We start from the raw sequence: 16137 nt of genomic DNA on the forward strand, positions 1-16137 counted from the left end.
GGTAACGTGTGACAGGGGCAAAGAATAGCCGAGGCTGCTGGATTTACTTGAGTCGGATCAAGGCATTGATAAGCAGGACAGCCGGGATGCACAGCATCGCGTTACGTACAAATGCTACGTACAATCCAAAACGAAAAGCCCCGCAGACCTTAATCTGCGGGGCTTCATCTTGTATGGCGGAGAGATAGGGATTTGAACCCTAGGTACTGTTGCCAGTACAACGGATTTCGAATCCGTCCCGTTCGACCACTCCGGCATCTCTCCAGTGGCGCGCATCATACCAGCGTTTTCGTTTCTGGCAAACCTTTTTCGAAAAAAATTCGCGTGGTATCAGGCGCTTGCGTGAGCGTGCGGGTTACAGCGGCACGCCCAGGCGCTTGGCGACTTCTTCGTAGGCTTCGATGACATCGCCCAGACCCTGGCGGAAGCGGTCCTTGTCCATCTTCTTGCGGGTTTCCTTGTCCCACAGGCGGCAGCCGTCAGGGCTGAACTCGTCGCCCAGGACGATCTGGCCGTGGAATACGCCGAACTCCAGCTTGAAGTCGACCAGCAGCAGGCCAGCGTCATCGAACAGCTTGCTCAGCACTTCGTTGACCTTCAGCGACAGTTTCTTCATCTCGACCAGTTGCTCGGCAGTGCCCCAGCCGAACGCGATAACGTGGGATTCGTTGATGAAGGGGTCGCCCTTCTCGTCGTTCTTCAGGAACAGCTCGAAGGTCGAAGGGGTCAGCTGAATGCCTTCCTCGACGCCCAGGCGCTTGACCAGGCTGCCGGCCGCGTAGTTACGCACGACGCACTCGACCGGGATCATGTCCAGCTTCTTGACCAGGCACTCGTTGTCGCCCAGCAGCTTGTCGAACTGGGTCGGCACGCCGGCCTCTTCGAGCTTCTGCATGATGAAGGCGTTGAACTTGTTGTTGACCATGCCCTTGCGGTCCAGCTGCTCGATGCGCTTGCCGTCGAACGCCGAGGTGTCGTTACGGAACAGCAGGATCAAGCGGTCGGCGTCGTCGGTCTTGTAAACCGATTTGGCCTTGCCGCGGTAGAGTTCGTCGCGTTTTTCCATGATGGGCTCCGCTTGCTTGAGTGGTTGGGCTAGGCGATTTCGCGCCAGTCGAGCCCGTGTTCCTGATTCGCCACCTGGAGCCAGTCCGGATCGCACCCCAAGGTGTCGACGAAGCACTGACGGGCCAGTTGTGGCAGGTTGTTCTTGCTGCTGAGGTGGGCCAGCACCAGGTGTTGCAGGTGCTTCCAGCCCAGCTCGGCCACCAGGTTGGCAGCCTGGTGGTTGTTCAGATGTCCTTGGCTGCCGCCGACCCGCTGCTTGAGAAAGTACGGGTAGTGCCCGCGTGCGAGCAGGTCACGGCAGTGATTGGCCTCGATCAGCAACGCGTCGAGGCCCTGGTAACGCTCCAGCAGGTACGTATCGTAGCTGCCCAGGTCTGTGAGCATGCCGAAACGCCGGCGCCCGTCACTGATCACGTATTGCAGGGGTTCGAACGCATCGTGCTCGACCCGCGCGGCACTGACCTGCAGTCTGCCGATGTCCAGTACGTCCCCACAACCGAGAAAACCGGCGACCTCCACCGGCTTGCGCATGCCGCGCAAGGTCCCTTGACTGAGGTAGACCGGTACATTGTAGCGCCGCGACAGCAACCCGACGCCATGCACGTGGTCGGCATGTTCGTGGGTCACCAGCACGGCGCTCAGTTGTGCTGCCGATACCCCGAGCAGCGCCAGGCGCCGCTCGGTCTCGCGCAGAGAGAACCCGCAATCGACCAGGACGAAGGTATCGTCACTGGCGATCAGCGTGCCATTTCCCTGGCTACCGCTTCCCAGTACCGCGAAGCGCACTTAGCCCAGACGGTCCTGGATCGCGCTCAGCACGCGGCGGGCCACATCGGCCGGAGCCACAGTGTTGATGTTCTTCTCGACGGTAACCTGGACCGACTCGCCCACCTTGCTCAAGCGAACCTGGTAGCGCTCGGCACGTGCCTCACGCTCTTCCTTGCTCGGCGCGCTGCCGAACAGGCGGCTGAAGAAGCCCGGCTCGTTCTGCTTGTCCTCGGGTTTCTCCGACAGGTTGATGTAGTACAGGCCCAGGCTGCGGTTGATGTCCTCGACACGCCATTCGCCCTGCTCCAGGGCGCGGCCTACGCCAGACCAGGCGCGGTTCAGGTCCGAGCCCAGGAACAGCACCGGGTTGCCGCTGCCGTCCTCGCTCAGGCTGACCTGGCTCGGGGCATCGAAGTCACGCGCCGCCAGCAGCGACACCGAACCGCCCTTCTCGGCGCTGCGGTTCATGCTGGCCAGCAGCTCGTCGACCAGCAATGCGTCGACGCCGGTGTTGCTCGACGTGCTCGGGAAGCCAGGCTCGGCGGTGCTGCCGGCCGGACGCTCGACGCTGACCACGTACACCTCGGAGGTGTTGCGCTGCACGCCGGGCTCCATGCGCACACGGACGCGCACTTCGCTGTCCGGGCTGCTGGAGGTGCTGGCCAGGCGCTGGCCGAGCGAGGCAGACAGCTCATCGAAGCGCTGCCAGGTGGTGTTGAACTCACCCGTTTGCGGACGCTCTTCGGCGATGCGGAAACCATTGTCTTCAAAGTACTGGCGCGCGACCGGCCAGACTTCGGCCGGCGAGCGCTGGGCCAGCACCCAACGGTTGGCACCGCTGCGCTGCAGGGTGAAATCGCTGACGTCGGCGCTGGCCGACAGCGGCTGCGGACGCGGCACTTCGAACTCGCCGGTGGCGTTGTCGTCGGCCACGTTGCGCGGGATCGGCAGCAGCGGATCCAGACGCTTGACGTTGGCGGCGTCCGGCGGCAGTTGCATCGGCGCAGTCGGGTGCGCCTGCAGGTAATCGCTGCCGCGATCGCGGAAATAGCCATCCTCGCCCCACAGCCAGCCGCACCCGCTGGTGCTGGAGATGATCAGGGCGAGCGCGGAAAGACCAGCCAGTCGCTTCATGCGGTGTACTTCCTCGATTAAACCAGTACGCCGGACTGGCGCAAGGCAGTACGGACTTTTTCGTGACAGCCTTCGCTCAGCCAGGTCAGCGGCAGGCGAATGCCCTTGTGCATCAGGCCCATTTCCACCAGCGCCCACTTCACAGGGATCGGGTTGGCTTCGCAGAACAGGTCTTTGTGCAGCGGCATGAGTTTTTCGTTGATCGCGCGGGCCTTCTCGGCATTGCCCTCAAGGGCGGCCTCGCACAGATCGGCCATTTCGCGCGGGGCGACGTTGGCAGTGACGGAAATGTTGCCCTTGCCGCCCATCAGGATCAGCTCGACGGCCGTCGGGTCGTCGCCGGACATGACGATGAAGTCGCTGTCGACGCCCTCGATGATGGCCTTGGCACGGGCCAGGTCGCCGGTGGCTTCCTTGATGCCGATGATGTTCTTGACCTTCGACAGGCGGATCACGGTCTCGGCCTGCATGTCGCACGAGGTGCGGCCGGGCACGTTATAGAGGATCTGCGGGATGTCGACGGCTTCGGCGATGTGCTTGAAGTGCTGGTACAGGCCTTCTTGCGTCGGCTTGTTGTAGTACGGCACCACCAGCAGGCAGGCGTCGGCGCCGGCGTTCTTGGCGTTCTGCGTCAGGTGCACGGCTTCGGCGGTGGAGTTGGCGCCGGTGCCGGCGATCACCGGGATGCGGCGGGCGCTGCGCTTGACGCGCTCGACCACGTGCTTGATGACCAGGATGTGCTCTTCGACGTCAAGCGTGGCGGATTCGCCAGTGGTGCCGACCGCTACGATCGCGTGGGTGCCCTTTTCCAGGTGGAAGTCGACCAGTTTATCGAGGCTGTCCCAATCCAGACGCCCTTGTGCATCCATGGGTGTGACCAATGCCACCATACTGCCCGCGATCATGAAACTGCTCCTGCCGGAAAAAGAGAGCGGTAATGGTACTGGCGCCATCGACCTTGCACAAGCGAAGCTGGCGGGCGGAGCATTCCCCTCGGCCTCGCTTTTCGCTACCCTTGATTCTTTGATCGGCGCAGTGCGGCCCGCCGGGCCGTCGACAGTGCTCCACGCCAGTACTTCGTCACCCTCCAGAGGGCTGCGAATGCGGGTGACAGGGAGGCCAGCTCTCGTCCTTCGCCGACCGCTCATCGCTTTAGGAATGCTGCATGTCCACCGCCCCCCGCGAACAATTCCTCGTCATCAGTGCCTTGGGCCCCAATCCCATGGAGCTTGCCAACGTCCTCAGCCGCGCGGCCTTCGAAAACCGCTGCGCGGTGGTCACCTCGCGCCTGTCGCGCCACGGCGAAACCAGCGCCCTGGTATTGCAGGTCGGTGGCAGCTGGGATGCCCTGGCCCGTCTTGAGACCACCCTCCCCGGCCTTGGCAAGAAGCACGGCCTGACCCTCGATGTGGTGCGCAGCGCCGAGCAGGAGGTTCGCCCACAGGCCCTGCCCTACGTGGCCTACGTCAGCGCCGCCTATCGCCCGGACATCATCAACGAGCTGTGCCAGTTCTTCCTCGACCACCGCGTCGAGCTCGACGGGATGACCTGCGACACCTACCTCGCCCCGCAGACTGGCAGCAGCATGCTCAACGCCCAGTTCACCGTGATCCTGCCGGCCGGCACCCAGATCAGCTGGCTGCGCGACCAGTTCCTGGATTTCGCCGACGCCCTGAACCTGGACGCCCTGATCGAACCCTGGCGCCCACAGAACCCTGTCTAAGGAGCTCCCATGGCCGTTGCCATCGACCAACCCGTTGCCGACTTCCAGGCCCAGGCCACCAGCGGCCAGACCATCAGCCTGTCCGCGCTCAAGGGCCAGCAGGTGGTGCTGTACTTCTACCCGAAGGACAGCACGCCGGGCTGCACCACCCAGGGCCAGGGTTTCCGTGACCAGCACGAAGCCTTCAAGGCTGCCAACACCGTGGTGCTGGGCGTCTCGCGTGACGGCATCAAGTCGCACGAGAACTTCAAGGCCAAGCAGGGCTTCACCTTCGAGCTGATCAGCGACAAGGACGAGGCGCTGTGCCAGCTGTTCGACGTGATCAAGCTGAAGAAGCTGTATGGCAAGGAATACCTGGGCGTGGACCGCAGCACGTTCCTGATCGACAAGGACGGTGTGCTGCGCCAGGAATGGCGCGGGGTGAAGGTGCCCGGGCATGTGGATGCGGTGCTGGCGGCAGCCCAGGCCCTGAACAAGGCCTGATATCGCCCTGGATTGCTTCGCGGGCAAGTTCGGCGTTCCGACTTGCCCGCGAAAAGAACGCTACGCCCCTACAGCAGTGGCGCCACCGTAGGCTCCTGCCGCGGCCAGGCATCGAGCACCGCCTTGAACAGCGTCGCCAGGGGAATGGCGAAGAAGATCCCCCAGAACCCCCACAGCCCACCGAACAGCAGCACCGCGCAGATGATTGCCACCGGGTGCAGGCTTACCGCCTCCGAGAACAGCAGCGGCACCAACACGTTGCCATCCAGCGCCTGGATGATCGCGTACACCGCCATCAGATAGATGAACTGATCACCCCAGCCCCACTGGAACAGCGCGATCAGGGTCACAGGCACGGTCACCACCACCGCCCCCACGTAGGGCACCACCACCGACAACCCCACCAGCAGCGCCAGCAGGGCCGCGTAGTTGAGCCCCAGGCTGATGAAAGCGATATAGGTGGCGATCCCGCAGATCAGGATCTCGATGCCCTTGCCGCGGATGTAGTTGGCGATCTGCCGATTCATCTCGTCGCCCACGCGAGTCAGCAATCTGCGCTCACGCGGCAGGTAGCCGCTGACCCAACGGGCGATCATCTCGCGGTCCTTGAGGAAGAAGAACACCAGGATCGGCACCAGCACCAGATAGATCATCGCGTTGACCAGCAGCGGCAAGCTAGAGAGCGAGAACGTCAGCGCCCACTGGCCGAACTTGCCGATCTCACCGCGCACCGACTCGATGGCGCGCAGCACCTGCTCGTCCGAAACCAGGTGCGGATAGCGCTCAGGCAGCAGCAACAACAGCGATTGCCATTTGCCGAGCATGCCCGGCAACTCGTTGAACAGGGTGATCAACTGGTGCCAGAGCAGCGGCACCAGCACCACCAGGAACACTCCGAGCGCCCCCATGAAGAGGGCGAACACCAGCCACACCGCCATGCGCGTCGGTACCTTGAAGCGCTCCAGAGCGTTGACCAGCCCCTGCATGAGGAACGCCAGGACCATGCCCGCCAGCACCGGCGCGAGCATGCCACCGAGCGTGAGTACCACGGTGAAGCCCAGGAACAGCAGGACCGCCAACACCACCGCTTCCTCATCGGAAAAGTAGCGCTGCATCCAGTCGCGAAGCACTTTGAACATTGACGATCCTTGGGAAAAAGACTCAGGCCTTGCGCAGCCAATAGGTGTAGATCCCTGACTCGGCCGTTTCACGAAGCAGCGTATGACCGGCAAGCTGGGCAAAAGTGCGAAAGTCACGCTGCGAGCCGGCATCGGTGGCCACCACCTTGAGGACCGCGCCGCTGGCCAGGCGATTGAGCTCCATTTTCGCCTTGAGCAGCGGCAGTGGGCAGTTCAGCCCGCTGGCGTCGAGCTCAGCATCGCAGGTCGGGGTATCGATCATCGGCGGTCTCCATGGCGGGCGCAACAAGGTGTTGCAGACGATGTCGGTAGGATACCGCCACTGGTCGCCAAGGTGCGAGCGGGCTACAGTAAGGGTTTTTGATCGACGCGAGCTTCTGCATGAATCTACTGCGCCCCACCCTGCTGACGCTGGCCTGCCTGATGGCCCTTCCTGGCCACGCCGACGACCTGCCGTCGCTGGGGGATGCCAGCTCTGCGATCGTCTCGCCGAAACAGGAGCACGACCTGGGCCGTGCCTGGCTGAGCCTGCTGCGCGGCCAGGTCAACCAGCTCAACGACCCACAGCTCAAGGACTACGTCGAGACCAGCGTGTACAAACTGGCCGAGACCAGCCAGTTGCAGGACCGACGCCTGGAATTCATCCTGATCGACAGCCGCGAACTCAACGCCTTCGCCGCGCCCGGCGGCATCGTCGGGGTCAACGGCGGCCTGTTCCTCAACGCCCAGACCGAAGGCGAGTACGCCTCGGTGCTGGCCCACGAACTGGCGCACTTGTCGCAGCGCCACTTCGCTCGCGGTGTCGAAGCCCAGCAGCGTATGCAGCTGCCGATGATGGCGGCGCTGCTGGCCGGTATCGTACTGGCCGCCGGCGGCGGTGGCGATGCCGGGATCGGCGTGATCGCCGGCACCCAGGCCGCGGCCCTGCAGGAGCAACGACGCTTCTCGCGGCAGAACGAGCAGGAGGCCGACCGCATCGGCATCCTCAACCTGGAAAAGGCCGGCTACGACCCGCGCAACATGCCGAGCATGTTCGAGCGCCTGGCCCGCCAGTATCGCTATGACGCCAAGCCACCGGAATTCCTGCTGACCCACCCGGTCACCGAATCGCGTATCGCCGACACCCGCAACCGCGCAGAACAGGCGCCCAAGGGCGGTGTCGAGGACAGCCTGCGCTACCAACTGATCCGTGCCCGTGTTGCCCTCACCTACGAAGGCACACCTGGCCTTGCCGCCAAGCGTTTCCGTGCCCAGCTCGACGAAAACCCCAACATCGACGCGGCCCGCTACGGCCTGGCCCTGGCGCAAATCAAGGGTGGCCAGTTGAACGAGGCACGGGAAAACCTCAAGCCGCTGTTGGCCAAGGCGCCCAACGACATCACCTACAACCTGGCGCAGATCGACCTGGACATCACCAACAACCGCCTGGCCGATGCCCAGCAGCGAGTCACCCGCATGCAGGGGCTGTATCCGGGCAACTACCCGCTCAAGCAGGTGAGCGCCGACCTGCTGGTCAAGCAGAGCAAGCCGGCCGAGGCGGAAAAGGTGCTGGATGACCTGGTGAAAAACCGGCCAGACGATCCGGATGTCTGGTATGACGTGGCCGAGGTGCGCGGCCTGTCGGGCAACACGATTGGCCTGCACCGGGCACGAGCGGAGTACTTCACGCTGGTGGGTGATTTCGACCAGGCGATCCAGCAGTTGGACTACGCCAAGCGCCGGGCGGGAAGCAACTTCCCACTGGCGTCGCAGATCGACCAGCGCCAGCGGGAGATCATGGAACAGCAGCGGATGGTCAAGGACATGATGCGCTGATATGGACAGGGGCCGCTGCGCGCCCCAATCGCGGGACGAGCCCGCTCCCACAGCGAGCGAGGGCATCACTCACTGAGGGAGCGGCAGTCTGGCGTCAGGCGTTACCGGAGAGCTTGAGACGCGCCGCCTGGGTAAAGTCCAGCATCCGGTTCAGTGGCTTGATCGCCCGCGGAATCAGCGCCGGCTCGACGAAGATTTCATTGCTGCCCTTGCGCAGGCAATCCAGCGTGCGCTCCAGCGTGTTCATCGCCATCCACGGGCAGTGCGCGCAACTGCGGCAGGCGGCGCCATTGCCGGCGGTCGGCGCTTCGACGAATACCTTGTCCGGACACAGCTGCTGCATCTTGTAGAAGATGCCGCGGTCGGTGGCGACGATGAAGGTCTTGTTGGGCAGCGTCTGCGCAGCCTTGATCAGTTGGCTGGTCGAACCCACGGCATCGGCCAGGTCGATCACCGACTCCGGCGACTCCGGGTGCACCAGGATCGCGGCATCCGGATACAGCGCCTTCATGTCGGCCAACTGGCGCGACTTGAACTCTTCATGAACGATGCAGGCACCATCCCACAGCAACATGTCGGCGCCGGTTTTCTTCTGGATGTAACGGCCCAGGTGCTGGTCCGGGCCCCAGATGATGGTCTCGCCGTTATCCATCAGGGTCTCGACGATCTCCAACGCGCAGCTGGAGGTCACCACCCAGTCGGCGCGCGCCTTTACCGCTGCCGAGGTGTTGGCGTAAACCACCACGGTACGCTCCGGGTGCTGGTCGCAGAACGCCGAGAACTCCTCTACCGGGCAGCCCAGGTCAAGGGAGCAGGTAGCTTCCAGGGTCGGCATCAGGATGCGCTTTTCCGGGGTAAGGATCTTCGCGGTCTCGCCCATGAAACGCACACCGGCGACCACCACGGTGTCAGCCGGATGGTTCTTGCCGAAGCGGGCCATTTCGAGGGAGTCGGAAACGCAACCACCGGTCTCCTCGGCCAGGGCCTGGATCACCGGATCGCAGTAGAAGTGGGCAACCAGAACCGCGTTCTGTGCCTTGAGCTCGGCAGCGATGGCCGCACGGTAATCGGCCTCCTGCGCGGGCGTCAGCGGATGGGGCTGCTTGGCGTCAAGGTGGGCTTGAACCAGGAGACGTTCGGAAATCTGGGTCATGATCGCTGGACCTGCGTGCGCGTCAGTCGAGTGTACCACCCGGCCCTGGCAGATCGGCTAACGGTGCCGGATGGCCGGCAGTGGCGGGCCATCGCGGCCCATCTGCGGGCGCGGATTATTATCGGACGGCGAAGGCTACAGGCAATCGGGGGAATGCAAAAGGGTTTTTCAAAGGGATGAGGCATTCAAGGAAGAACCCGTTCCCACAGGTGCATTGGCACTGCAGAAACGGGCCTACCCGCAAAGCCCTTTCGGGAATCGTCAGCCCTGCGGCGACAAGGCTGCCAGGTGCATGCTCATCAGCATGGCAAACTCCTCGACAGTCATCTTCTTGCCGTTGAAGTCGACCATCCCATCGGCATAGTTCAGCTTCGACACGATATCGCTGCCCTCTTCCAGTGCCATCCCACTCTGCAGCGCCATCACGCCGAACATGTTGCCTGCCTGACCGGCTTGCTGGGCAATGGCCTGAGGATCATTCTGGCCATCGAGCAACGCTTGCAACGTCACCAGATCCACGACCATTGGCTTGGACACCGACAACTTGCCCTGCAGGCGCGTGATCAGCTGCTTGGCGAACTGGTCCGGCGGCAGGTCGAAGGAGGTCGGACTGGCGAAGTCCAGCGACAGGTTGAAGTGGCTCTGGCCATTGGCCGTCTTGAACGACAGGTCTTCCACCGCCAGTTGCGGCTTGTCGGCCAGCAATTTCTGCAGGTCGCCCTGGACCTTGGCGGTCTCCTCGGGGCTCATGTTCAGCGACGGCACCGCCTCGCCACGGGCAGCGGCCTCTTGCAGCTCGGGTGCCTTGGTCTGGTACCACTCCAGCAGTGCCTGAGTGGCCGGCATGTTCACCGACTTCATGCTCAGCACCATCTGCCCGCTGCCCACTGCGCGACCGGCGTAGGTGATGTCGGACACCTTGTACTCCAGGCGCCCACCCAGCTTGTCCTGGCCCTCGGCGCTGTACAGGCTGTTCTGCTCCAGCCCCTTGAGCACCAGCACGTCCTGCTTCGGTCCGAGCGTGGCTTGCAGATCGGCCAGCAGCAGGTTCAGGTGGCCGACATAGATCATGTCGTGGCCGGTACTGGTCAGCTCGCCACCAATCTTGAAGCCGTTGAACTGCAACTTGACCGGCGGGTGATCATCACCGACCAGGGTCATGTCCAGGCGCTCGGCATTGCCGTGGATTTCCACCGCCTTGCCTTCACGATCCCCTTTGAGCACCAGTTGCATGCCCGCGAAGTCGAGGACATTGCCATCACCTTCGTCCAGCTTCACCGGCGCCAGCCGGATGTCGCTCTCGACGCCACCGCCATAGCCCAGGCTGACCTGGCCAACCACCGGCGACGTGTCGCCTGCAGCGGCAAACCACGATGCGGTGCCGTCATCCTTCTGCAACTGGCTGTTGCTGACCGCCATCACCGGCAGCAGCTTGAGCGCCTTGACCCGCGACCAAGGGAAAGGGCCATGCTCGATATGGTCGATCACACCGACCTCGAAGCTCACCGGCTCACCCTCGCCGAGACGCAGGTCGTTGGCCTTGAGCCGGTACTGCGCGTCGCTGGTGAACAGGTGCTGGTCAAGCGAGACCAACTCGATGGTCATGGTGCCACCCGTACCGACCAGCGCCTTCTGCAACTCCGCGTTGCCGCGGGCGATGGACTGCTCCAGCTCCGTCGGCAGCTGTTTGCCGGTGTACCAGGCGCCGGCAGTGGTGACGACGGCGATGGCGACGGCCAGGCCGGAAAGGATGCCTACTGATTTCTTCATGAATAGAACCGATTGCTGTCCATAGGGCTGATGGTGGCGCGAAGCACGCGACCGGGGGTGCCAAGCGTAGCACTGTCGCTTGCCGGCCGCGGTGTTCGCCCGGGAGATTTTCCTGCACTTGCGACGCGTCCTACAACTGCCGACAGGTGACAGCTGCTCAGAGCACATCTGTCCTCACTGATCAAACCGTTACAAGAGGCATGACCCACGACAAAGATCGTAAAATTTTACGAACACCAAAATCTGCTTTTTACTGTGAAAATCAAATAAAAGAGTTTAAGTCTGGATAGATAGCCGATAAAAACCTGAAAATCCATCACCCTGTCATGTTTAACTTGACACCCAACCGTCCAATCGTCTTTTATTTTCCCCACCTTGCTCCGCGCCCTATACACCAAAAAAAAGACCGCGCCGCCATCATGCCTGTCCGCCCCTGCCCCCAGGCGCCGCCGTTTCGCCGGCCTCGCCCGTACTGACTCCCGCGCCCACACGCGAACCTTCGCTCCGCTATAAAAGGTGAACAACATGGAGCTCATCCGCCCGACCTTGCCGTGCCCGTCGCCCGCCTCGTCCCGTCATCGCCGGGAGTGCCAGCATGCAGCCTGAGCACCCTGCCAGCCGTCACGAGCAGTTTCGCAAGTCCCTGCGCCTCTGGCAGGTAGTGGTCATCGGCCTGGCTTACATCGCGCCAATGACCGTCTTCGACACCTTCGGCATCGTCTCCGGCATCACCGCCGGTCACGTGCCCAGCGCCTACATCCTGGCCCTGCTGGGCATCCTGTTCACCGCCGTGAGCTACGGCACGCTGGTACGGCGTTTCCCGGAGTCGGGATCGGCCTACACCTACACGCAACGTGCGATCAACCCGCACGTGGGTTTCCTGGTCGGCTGGTCGTCGCTGCTCGACTACCTGTTGCTGCCGATGGTCAACGCCCTGTTGGCCAAGCTGTACCTGTCGGCGATGTTCCCCGAGGTGCCGGCATGGGTGTGGGTGGTGGCCTTCGTCACCCTGATCAGCCTGGTCAACATGCGCAGCATCAACCTGGTGGCCAACTTCAATACCCTGTTCGTGGCGGTGCAGATCGCGATCATGGCCGTGTTCGTCTACCTCTGCGTGCGCGGCCTGCACCAGGGCGAAGGGCTGGGCACGGCCTGGACGTTGATGCCGTTCGCCGATGAACAGACGCAGTTCAGTGCACTGGTCGCCGGCGCAACCATCCTGTGCTTCTCGTTCCTGGGCTTCGACGCCGTCACCTGCCTGTCAGAAGAAACCCGCGACCCGGCGCGCACCATCCCGCGCGCGATCTTCCTGATCGCCCTGATCGGCGGCGTGGTGTTCATCACCATGTCGTTCTTCATCCAGGCGTACTTCCCGACCATGGACCGCTTCCAGGATCATGAAGCCGCCCTGCCGGAAATCGCCCTGTACGTCGGTGGCAAGCTGTTCCAGTCGGTGTTCATCGCCTGCACGGTGATCAACACCATCGCCTCGGGCCTGGCGTCCCAGGCCAGCGTGTCCCGCCTGCTGTTCGTGATGGGCCGCGACAAGGTTATCCCGGCCCGCCTGTTCGCCCGTCTGCACCCGCGCTATCGCACCCCGGTGCTGAACATCGTGGTGGTGGGTGTGGTCGCCCTGTCGGCGATCTTCTTCGACCTGGTGACCGCCACCTCGGTGATCAATTTCGGCGCACTGATGGCCTTCAGCTTCGTCAACCTGTCGGTCATCAACCATTGCTATGTTCGCGAGCGGCGCAACAAGGGCCTGACCAACAACCTCAAGTATCTGGTGCTGCCGACGATAGGCTTTTGCATCATCGCCGTACTGTGGATCGACCTGGACGAGCACTCGCTGGCGTTCGGCGGCGCCTGGGCCTTGTGCGGCGTGCTGTACCTGGCCTGGCTGACCAAGGCGTTCCGCGTGGCCCCGCCAAGCTACGTGGCCGAATGACCCACCCTGCCGACAACGCCCGCGCCTGAACGCGGGCGTTGTCTTGATCGAGAAGGAAACGCTCCATGTCGCTGCGCCGTCTCTCCATCCAGTGGAAAATCACCCTGCTTGCCGGCTTGTGTCTGCTGGCGGTGGTCGCCTTGCTGGTAGCCACTTCGCTGATCCAGTCCCGGCGCAGCGCCGAACAGGTGTTCACTGCCAACACCGAGTTGCTCGACCAGAGCGCGCGGCTGCGTCTGCAGGCCCACGCCGAGACCCAGTCGCTGCGCATCCAGCGCTATTTCATGGACGCCTATCAATACGGCAACGGTTTCGCCCGCCTGGTGCAGGTGCTCAGGGCACGCGGCGGTGACCAATTGCGCAGCGACCTGGTCAAGGAAGCCGGTGCCGCGCTGGCAGGCAACCCCGACCTGATCGGCCTCTACCTGGTATTTCAACCGGACGCCCTGGAGCATCAGGACGCGCGTTTCAGCGGCCAGGCCGAGTTGGGCAGCAACGAGCAAGGGCGCTTCTCGCTGTACTGGTCACGCGAAGACTCCGGCGAGGTCGCCTCCGAAGCGATGCCCGAATCGATGCTGGCCGACACCCGCGTTGGCGCCAACGGCTCAGCCTACAACCGCTGGCTGACCTGCCCGCTGGAAACGGCCAAGGCCTGTGTGCTCGACCCGTACTTCGACGAAGTCAACGGCCGTCAGGTACTGATGACCAGCATCGCCCTGCCACTCCTGGAAAACGGCAAGGTGATCGGCGTGCTCGGCCTGGACATAGGCCTGGACAACCTGCAGCAACTGAGCCTGGCCGGGCGCCAGGAGCTGTTCGAAGGCCAGGGCCAGGTCAGCATCGTCAGCCCCGTCGGCCTGCTGGCCGGACACAGCCAGGACGCCAGCCAGTTGAGAAAGCCCCTGGAGCAGGCGCTGGGTGAGGCGGTACGCGAACTGCTGGCACCGATGCGTGCCGGCCAGCCGGTCGAGCGCCAGGAAGGCGGGATGCTGCGCGTTGCCCACCCGTTCGCACCGATCCCCGACGCCGCGCCATGGCAGGTGCTGCTGGAAGTGCCGGAAGCGGTGCTGCGCGCCCCTGCCGTGGCGGTCAACCAGCGCCTGGACGCACACAATCAGCAGGCAAACCTCAGCAGCCTGCTAATCGGCCTCGTCGCCGCCGTGCTCGGCCTGCTGCTGGTGTGGCTGACCGCGCGCGGCGTGACGCGGCCGATCCTTGCCGTGGCCGAGCGCTTGCGCGATATCGCCAGCGGCGAGGGCGATCTGACCCGTCGCCTGGACTACGCCCGCGACGACGAACTGGGCCAACTGACAGGCTGGTTCAACCGCTTCCTCGACAAGCTCCAGCCGGTGATCGCCCAGGTCAAGGCGTCGCTGCACGAAGCACGCGGCACGGCCGATCAGTCGGCCGCCATCGCCAGCCAGACCAGTGCCGGCATGCAGTTGCAGCATCGCGAGATCGAGCAGGTGGCCACCGCCGCCAACGAGATGAGCGCCACGGCGCAGGATGTCGCCCACAACGCCTCGCAGGCCGCCGAAGCCGCGCGCGGCGCCGACCAGGCCAGCCAGGAAGGCCTGCAACTGATCGCCAGCACCCGCCAGACCATCGCCAACCTGGCCGCGGGCATGGATGCGGCCATGGACGAAGCCCGTTCACTGGCCGGGCGCAGTGAGCAGATCGGCTCTGTACTGGAGGTGATCCGCGCGATTGCCGAGCAGACCAACCTGCTGGCGCTCAATGCCGCCATCGAGGCTGCACGTGCGGGCGAAGCCGGGCGCGGGTTTGCCGTGGTCGCCGACGAAGTGCGCAACCTGGCCCAGCGCACCCAGGTATCGGTGGAGGAGATCCGCGTGGTGATCGAAGGCTTGCAGCAAGGCACGCGCGACGTGGTCGATGCCATGCAGGCCGGCCAACGCCAGGCCCAGGACAATGCCCAGCGCATGGACCAGGCGCTGCCAGCGCTGCAACGGATCGGCGAGGCGGTGGCGGTGATCAGCGACATGAACCTGCAGATCGCCTCGGCGGCCGAGGAACAGAGCGCGGTGGCCGAAGAGGTGAACCGCAACGTGGCGGGTATTCGCGATGTGACCGAGTCGTTGTCAGGGCAGGCCGAAGAGTCGGCGCGGATCAGCCAGGCGCTCAACCGGCTGGCCAATCAACAGCAGGCGCTGATGGAGCAGTTCAGGACCTGATCGGCGGTACTGCGGTGTTCACTCACCGAACACCCGCGAAGGATGACGCAAGGTCGGGTCGAACGGATTGATCCTCGGCCCGATCGCCGCCGTTTCGCGCTTGAGCAACTCGACCACCATCGGCAGGCGCTCCGGCCCCAGCCGGTCGCTGATGGTCGCCACGCTCAACGCCGCCACGGCATGGCCATTGCCATCGAGGATCGGCACCGCAAGTCCGGCCATGCCTGGCAACACGCCGGTGTTGCGCGCGGCATACCCCTGGCGCCGCACGTTCTCCACCTCCGCGCGCAGGAACACCTCGTCGTACAGGTGGAAATCCCGTAGCCGCGGCAGATTATTGCGAATCACCGCCTCGCGCTCCTCCTCCGGGAGGAACGCCAGGATCGCCAGGCTCCCCTGCCCCACACCCAACGCCACACGCCCACCGATATCACCGGTGAAGGTACGGATCGGATACGGCCCTTCGCTGCGATCCAGGCACACCGCATCGAAGCCGCTGCGCGCTAGCAGAAACAGCGAGTCGCCCAGCGAAGCCGAGAGGCGCAGCAAGCTGGGTCGCACCAGATCGCGCAGGTTGCCGCTGTTGCCTGCCCGCGCCGCCAGGGCAAAGAACGCCAGGCTCAGACGATAACGCTTGCTGCGTGCCTCCTGCTCGACCATGCCTTCATCCACCAGGCTGCGCACCAGCCGGTGCACGGTCGGCTGGGACAGGCCTACCTGCTCGGCCAGCTCGATCACCCGCATGCCCTCCACCGTCGCCTCGCCCAACACCCTCAACACCGCGAACAAACGCGAGACCACACTGACGCCTGGCTCTTCCTGATTTCGTTTATCGGAATTCAATTTGTGCTTTTCCTTACCTGAATTTCACTGAACGAATAAAACTGAAAATAGTGCTCGACTCAGTGAAATTCGCCATTGAGGCCATCCTAGGCTTGCGCCTA

At 63.7% G+C, this 16137-nt stretch carries 13 protein-coding genes, 1 tRNA gene and 2 pseudogenes; 6 read left to right on the top strand and 10 right to left on the bottom strand.

Annotated features, from left to right (window positions below; genetic code table 11):
• Positions 1-174: 174 nt before the first annotated feature.
• The 5 genes from APH44_RS01690 to dapA all read right to left on the bottom strand — a co-directional run bounded on the left by APH44_RS01690 (position 175) and on the right by dapA (position 3875).
• Positions 175-264: transfer RNA gene (locus APH44_RS01690), tRNA-Ser, on the bottom strand.
• Between the two features lie 91 nt (positions 265-355).
• Positions 356-1066: a phosphoribosylaminoimidazolesuccinocarboxamide synthase gene (gene purC / locus APH44_RS01695; protein ID WP_054890963.1), complete on the bottom strand. Its 711-nt coding sequence runs from the start codon at positions 1064-1066 to the stop codon at positions 356-358.
• 29 nt (positions 1067-1095) lie between these two features.
• A complete protein-coding gene (locus APH44_RS01700) occupies positions 1096-1854 on the bottom strand; it encodes an MBL fold metallo-hydrolase (RefSeq protein WP_054890964.1) in 759 nt (252 codons plus the stop codon).
• Positions 1855-2970, bottom strand: a complete 1116-nt coding sequence (gene bamC, locus APH44_RS01705; RefSeq protein ID WP_054890965.1) for an outer membrane protein assembly factor BamC — start codon at positions 2968-2970, stop codon at positions 1855-1857.
• Positions 2971-2987: 17 nt separating this feature from the next.
• Positions 2988-3875: a 4-hydroxy-tetrahydrodipicolinate synthase gene (gene dapA, locus APH44_RS01710; RefSeq protein WP_054890966.1), complete on the bottom strand. Its 888-nt coding sequence runs from the start codon at positions 3873-3875 to the stop codon at positions 2988-2990.
• 260 nt (positions 3876-4135) lie between these two features.
• On the opposite strand from dapA, the gene APH44_RS01715 reads away from it, so the two are divergent.
• Together APH44_RS01715 and APH44_RS01720 are read left to right on the top strand one after the other, a co-directional pair.
• Entirely contained in the window at positions 4136-4693 is a 558-nt protein-coding gene (locus tag APH44_RS01715) for a glycine cleavage system protein R (protein ID WP_054890967.1), read from the top strand.
• Between the two features lie 9 nt (positions 4694-4702).
• Positions 4703-5176, top strand: coding sequence for a peroxiredoxin (locus APH44_RS01720; RefSeq protein WP_054890968.1), 474 nt, complete (start codon positions 4703-4705; stop codon positions 5174-5176).
• 68 nt (positions 5177-5244) lie between these two features.
• On the opposite strand, the gene APH44_RS01725 is transcribed toward APH44_RS01720, so the two are convergent.
• Together APH44_RS01725 and APH44_RS01730 are read right to left on the bottom strand one after the other, a co-directional pair.
• Entirely contained in the window at positions 5245-6315 is a 1071-nt protein-coding gene (locus APH44_RS01725; RefSeq protein ID WP_054890969.1) for an AI-2E family transporter, read from the bottom strand.
• Positions 6316-6337: 22 nt separating this feature from the next.
• Positions 6338-6577, bottom strand: coding sequence for a sulfurtransferase TusA family protein (locus tag APH44_RS01730; protein ID WP_054890970.1), 240 nt, complete (start codon positions 6575-6577; stop codon positions 6338-6340).
• Between the two features lie 119 nt (positions 6578-6696).
• Between APH44_RS01730 and APH44_RS01735 the strand changes: the two genes are divergently transcribed.
• A complete protein-coding gene (locus APH44_RS01735; protein ID WP_054890971.1) occupies positions 6697-8130 on the top strand; it encodes a M48 family metalloprotease in 1434 nt (477 codons plus the stop codon).
• Positions 8131-8224: 94 nt separating this feature from the next.
• Here the strand turns inward: APH44_RS01735 and nadA are convergent, their stop codons facing one another.
• Both nadA and APH44_RS01745 read right to left on the bottom strand, forming a co-directional pair.
• Positions 8225-9283: a quinolinate synthase NadA gene (nadA, locus tag APH44_RS01740; protein ID WP_054890972.1), complete on the bottom strand. Its 1059-nt coding sequence runs from the start codon at positions 9281-9283 to the stop codon at positions 8225-8227.
• Between the two features lie 261 nt (positions 9284-9544).
• Entirely contained in the window at positions 9545-11053 is a 1509-nt protein-coding gene (locus APH44_RS01745) for a YdgA family protein (protein ID WP_054890973.1), read from the bottom strand.
• Between the two features lie 595 nt (positions 11054-11648).
• On the opposite strand from APH44_RS01745, the gene APH44_RS01755 reads away from it, so the two are divergent.
• The 3 genes and pseudogenes from APH44_RS01755 to APH44_RS30610 all read left to right on the top strand — a co-directional run.
• The gene (locus APH44_RS01755) at positions 11649-13001 is read left to right on the top strand and encodes an APC family permease (protein WP_054890975.1); all 1353 of its coding nucleotides are present in this window, start codon (positions 11649-11651) and stop codon (positions 12999-13001) included.
• A 284-nt stretch (positions 13002-13285) separates the two neighbouring features.
• Positions 13286-14335, top strand: a pseudogene (locus APH44_RS30605) (HAMP domain-containing protein); the annotation flags it as partial.
• Between the two features lie 345 nt (positions 14336-14680).
• Positions 14681-15193: pseudogene (locus tag APH44_RS30610) on the top strand (methyl-accepting chemotaxis protein); the annotation flags it as partial.
• A gap of 18 nt (positions 15194-15211) precedes the next feature.
• On the opposite strand, the gene APH44_RS01765 reads toward APH44_RS30610, so the two are convergent.
• Complete coding sequence (locus APH44_RS01765) at positions 15212-16036, bottom strand: IclR family transcriptional regulator (protein WP_054890977.1); 825 nt, start codon at positions 16034-16036, stop codon at positions 15212-15214.
• Positions 16037-16137: the final 101 nt, after the last annotated feature.

Origin of the sequence: Pseudomonas sp. NBRC 111143 (genome assembly GCF_001320965.1) — a bacterium.
GTDB lineage: Bacteria > Pseudomonadota > Gammaproteobacteria > Pseudomonadales > Pseudomonadaceae > Aquipseudomonas > Aquipseudomonas machongensis.

Bases quoted from the DNA above. Each gene is read 5' to 3' on its own strand.
- nadA (WP_054890972.1), bottom strand. From the start codon at position 9,283: ATGACCCAGATTTCCGAACGTCTCCTGGTTCAAGCCCACCTTGACGCC.
- purC (WP_054890963.1), bottom strand. From the start codon at position 1,066: ATGGAAAAACGCGACGAACTCTACCGCGGCAAGGCCAAATCGGTTTAC.
- APH44_RS01730 (WP_054890970.1), bottom strand. From the start codon at position 6,577: ATGATCGATACCCCGACCTGCGATGCTGAGCTCGACGCCAGCGGGCTG.
- APH44_RS01720 (WP_054890968.1), top strand. From the start codon at position 4,703: ATGGCCGTTGCCATCGACCAACCCGTTGCCGACTTCCAGGCCCAGGCC.
- APH44_RS01755 (WP_054890975.1), top strand. From the start codon at position 11,649: ATGCAGCCTGAGCACCCTGCCAGCCGTCACGAGCAGTTTCGCAAGTCC.
- APH44_RS01735 (WP_054890971.1), top strand. From the start codon at position 6,697: ATGAATCTACTGCGCCCCACCCTGCTGACGCTGGCCTGCCTGATGGCC.
- APH44_RS01745 (WP_054890973.1), bottom strand. From the start codon at position 11,053: ATGAAGAAATCAGTAGGCATCCTTTCCGGCCTGGCCGTCGCCATCGCC.
- APH44_RS01715 (WP_054890967.1), top strand. From the start codon at position 4,136: ATGTCCACCGCCCCCCGCGAACAATTCCTCGTCATCAGTGCCTTGGGC.
- dapA (WP_054890966.1), bottom strand. From the start codon at position 3,875: ATGATCGCGGGCAGTATGGTGGCATTGGTCACACCCATGGATGCACAA.
- bamC (WP_054890965.1), bottom strand. From the start codon at position 2,970: ATGAAGCGACTGGCTGGTCTTTCCGCGCTCGCCCTGATCATCTCCAGC.
- APH44_RS01725 (WP_054890969.1), bottom strand. From the start codon at position 6,315: ATGTTCAAAGTGCTTCGCGACTGGATGCAGCGCTACTTTTCCGATGAG.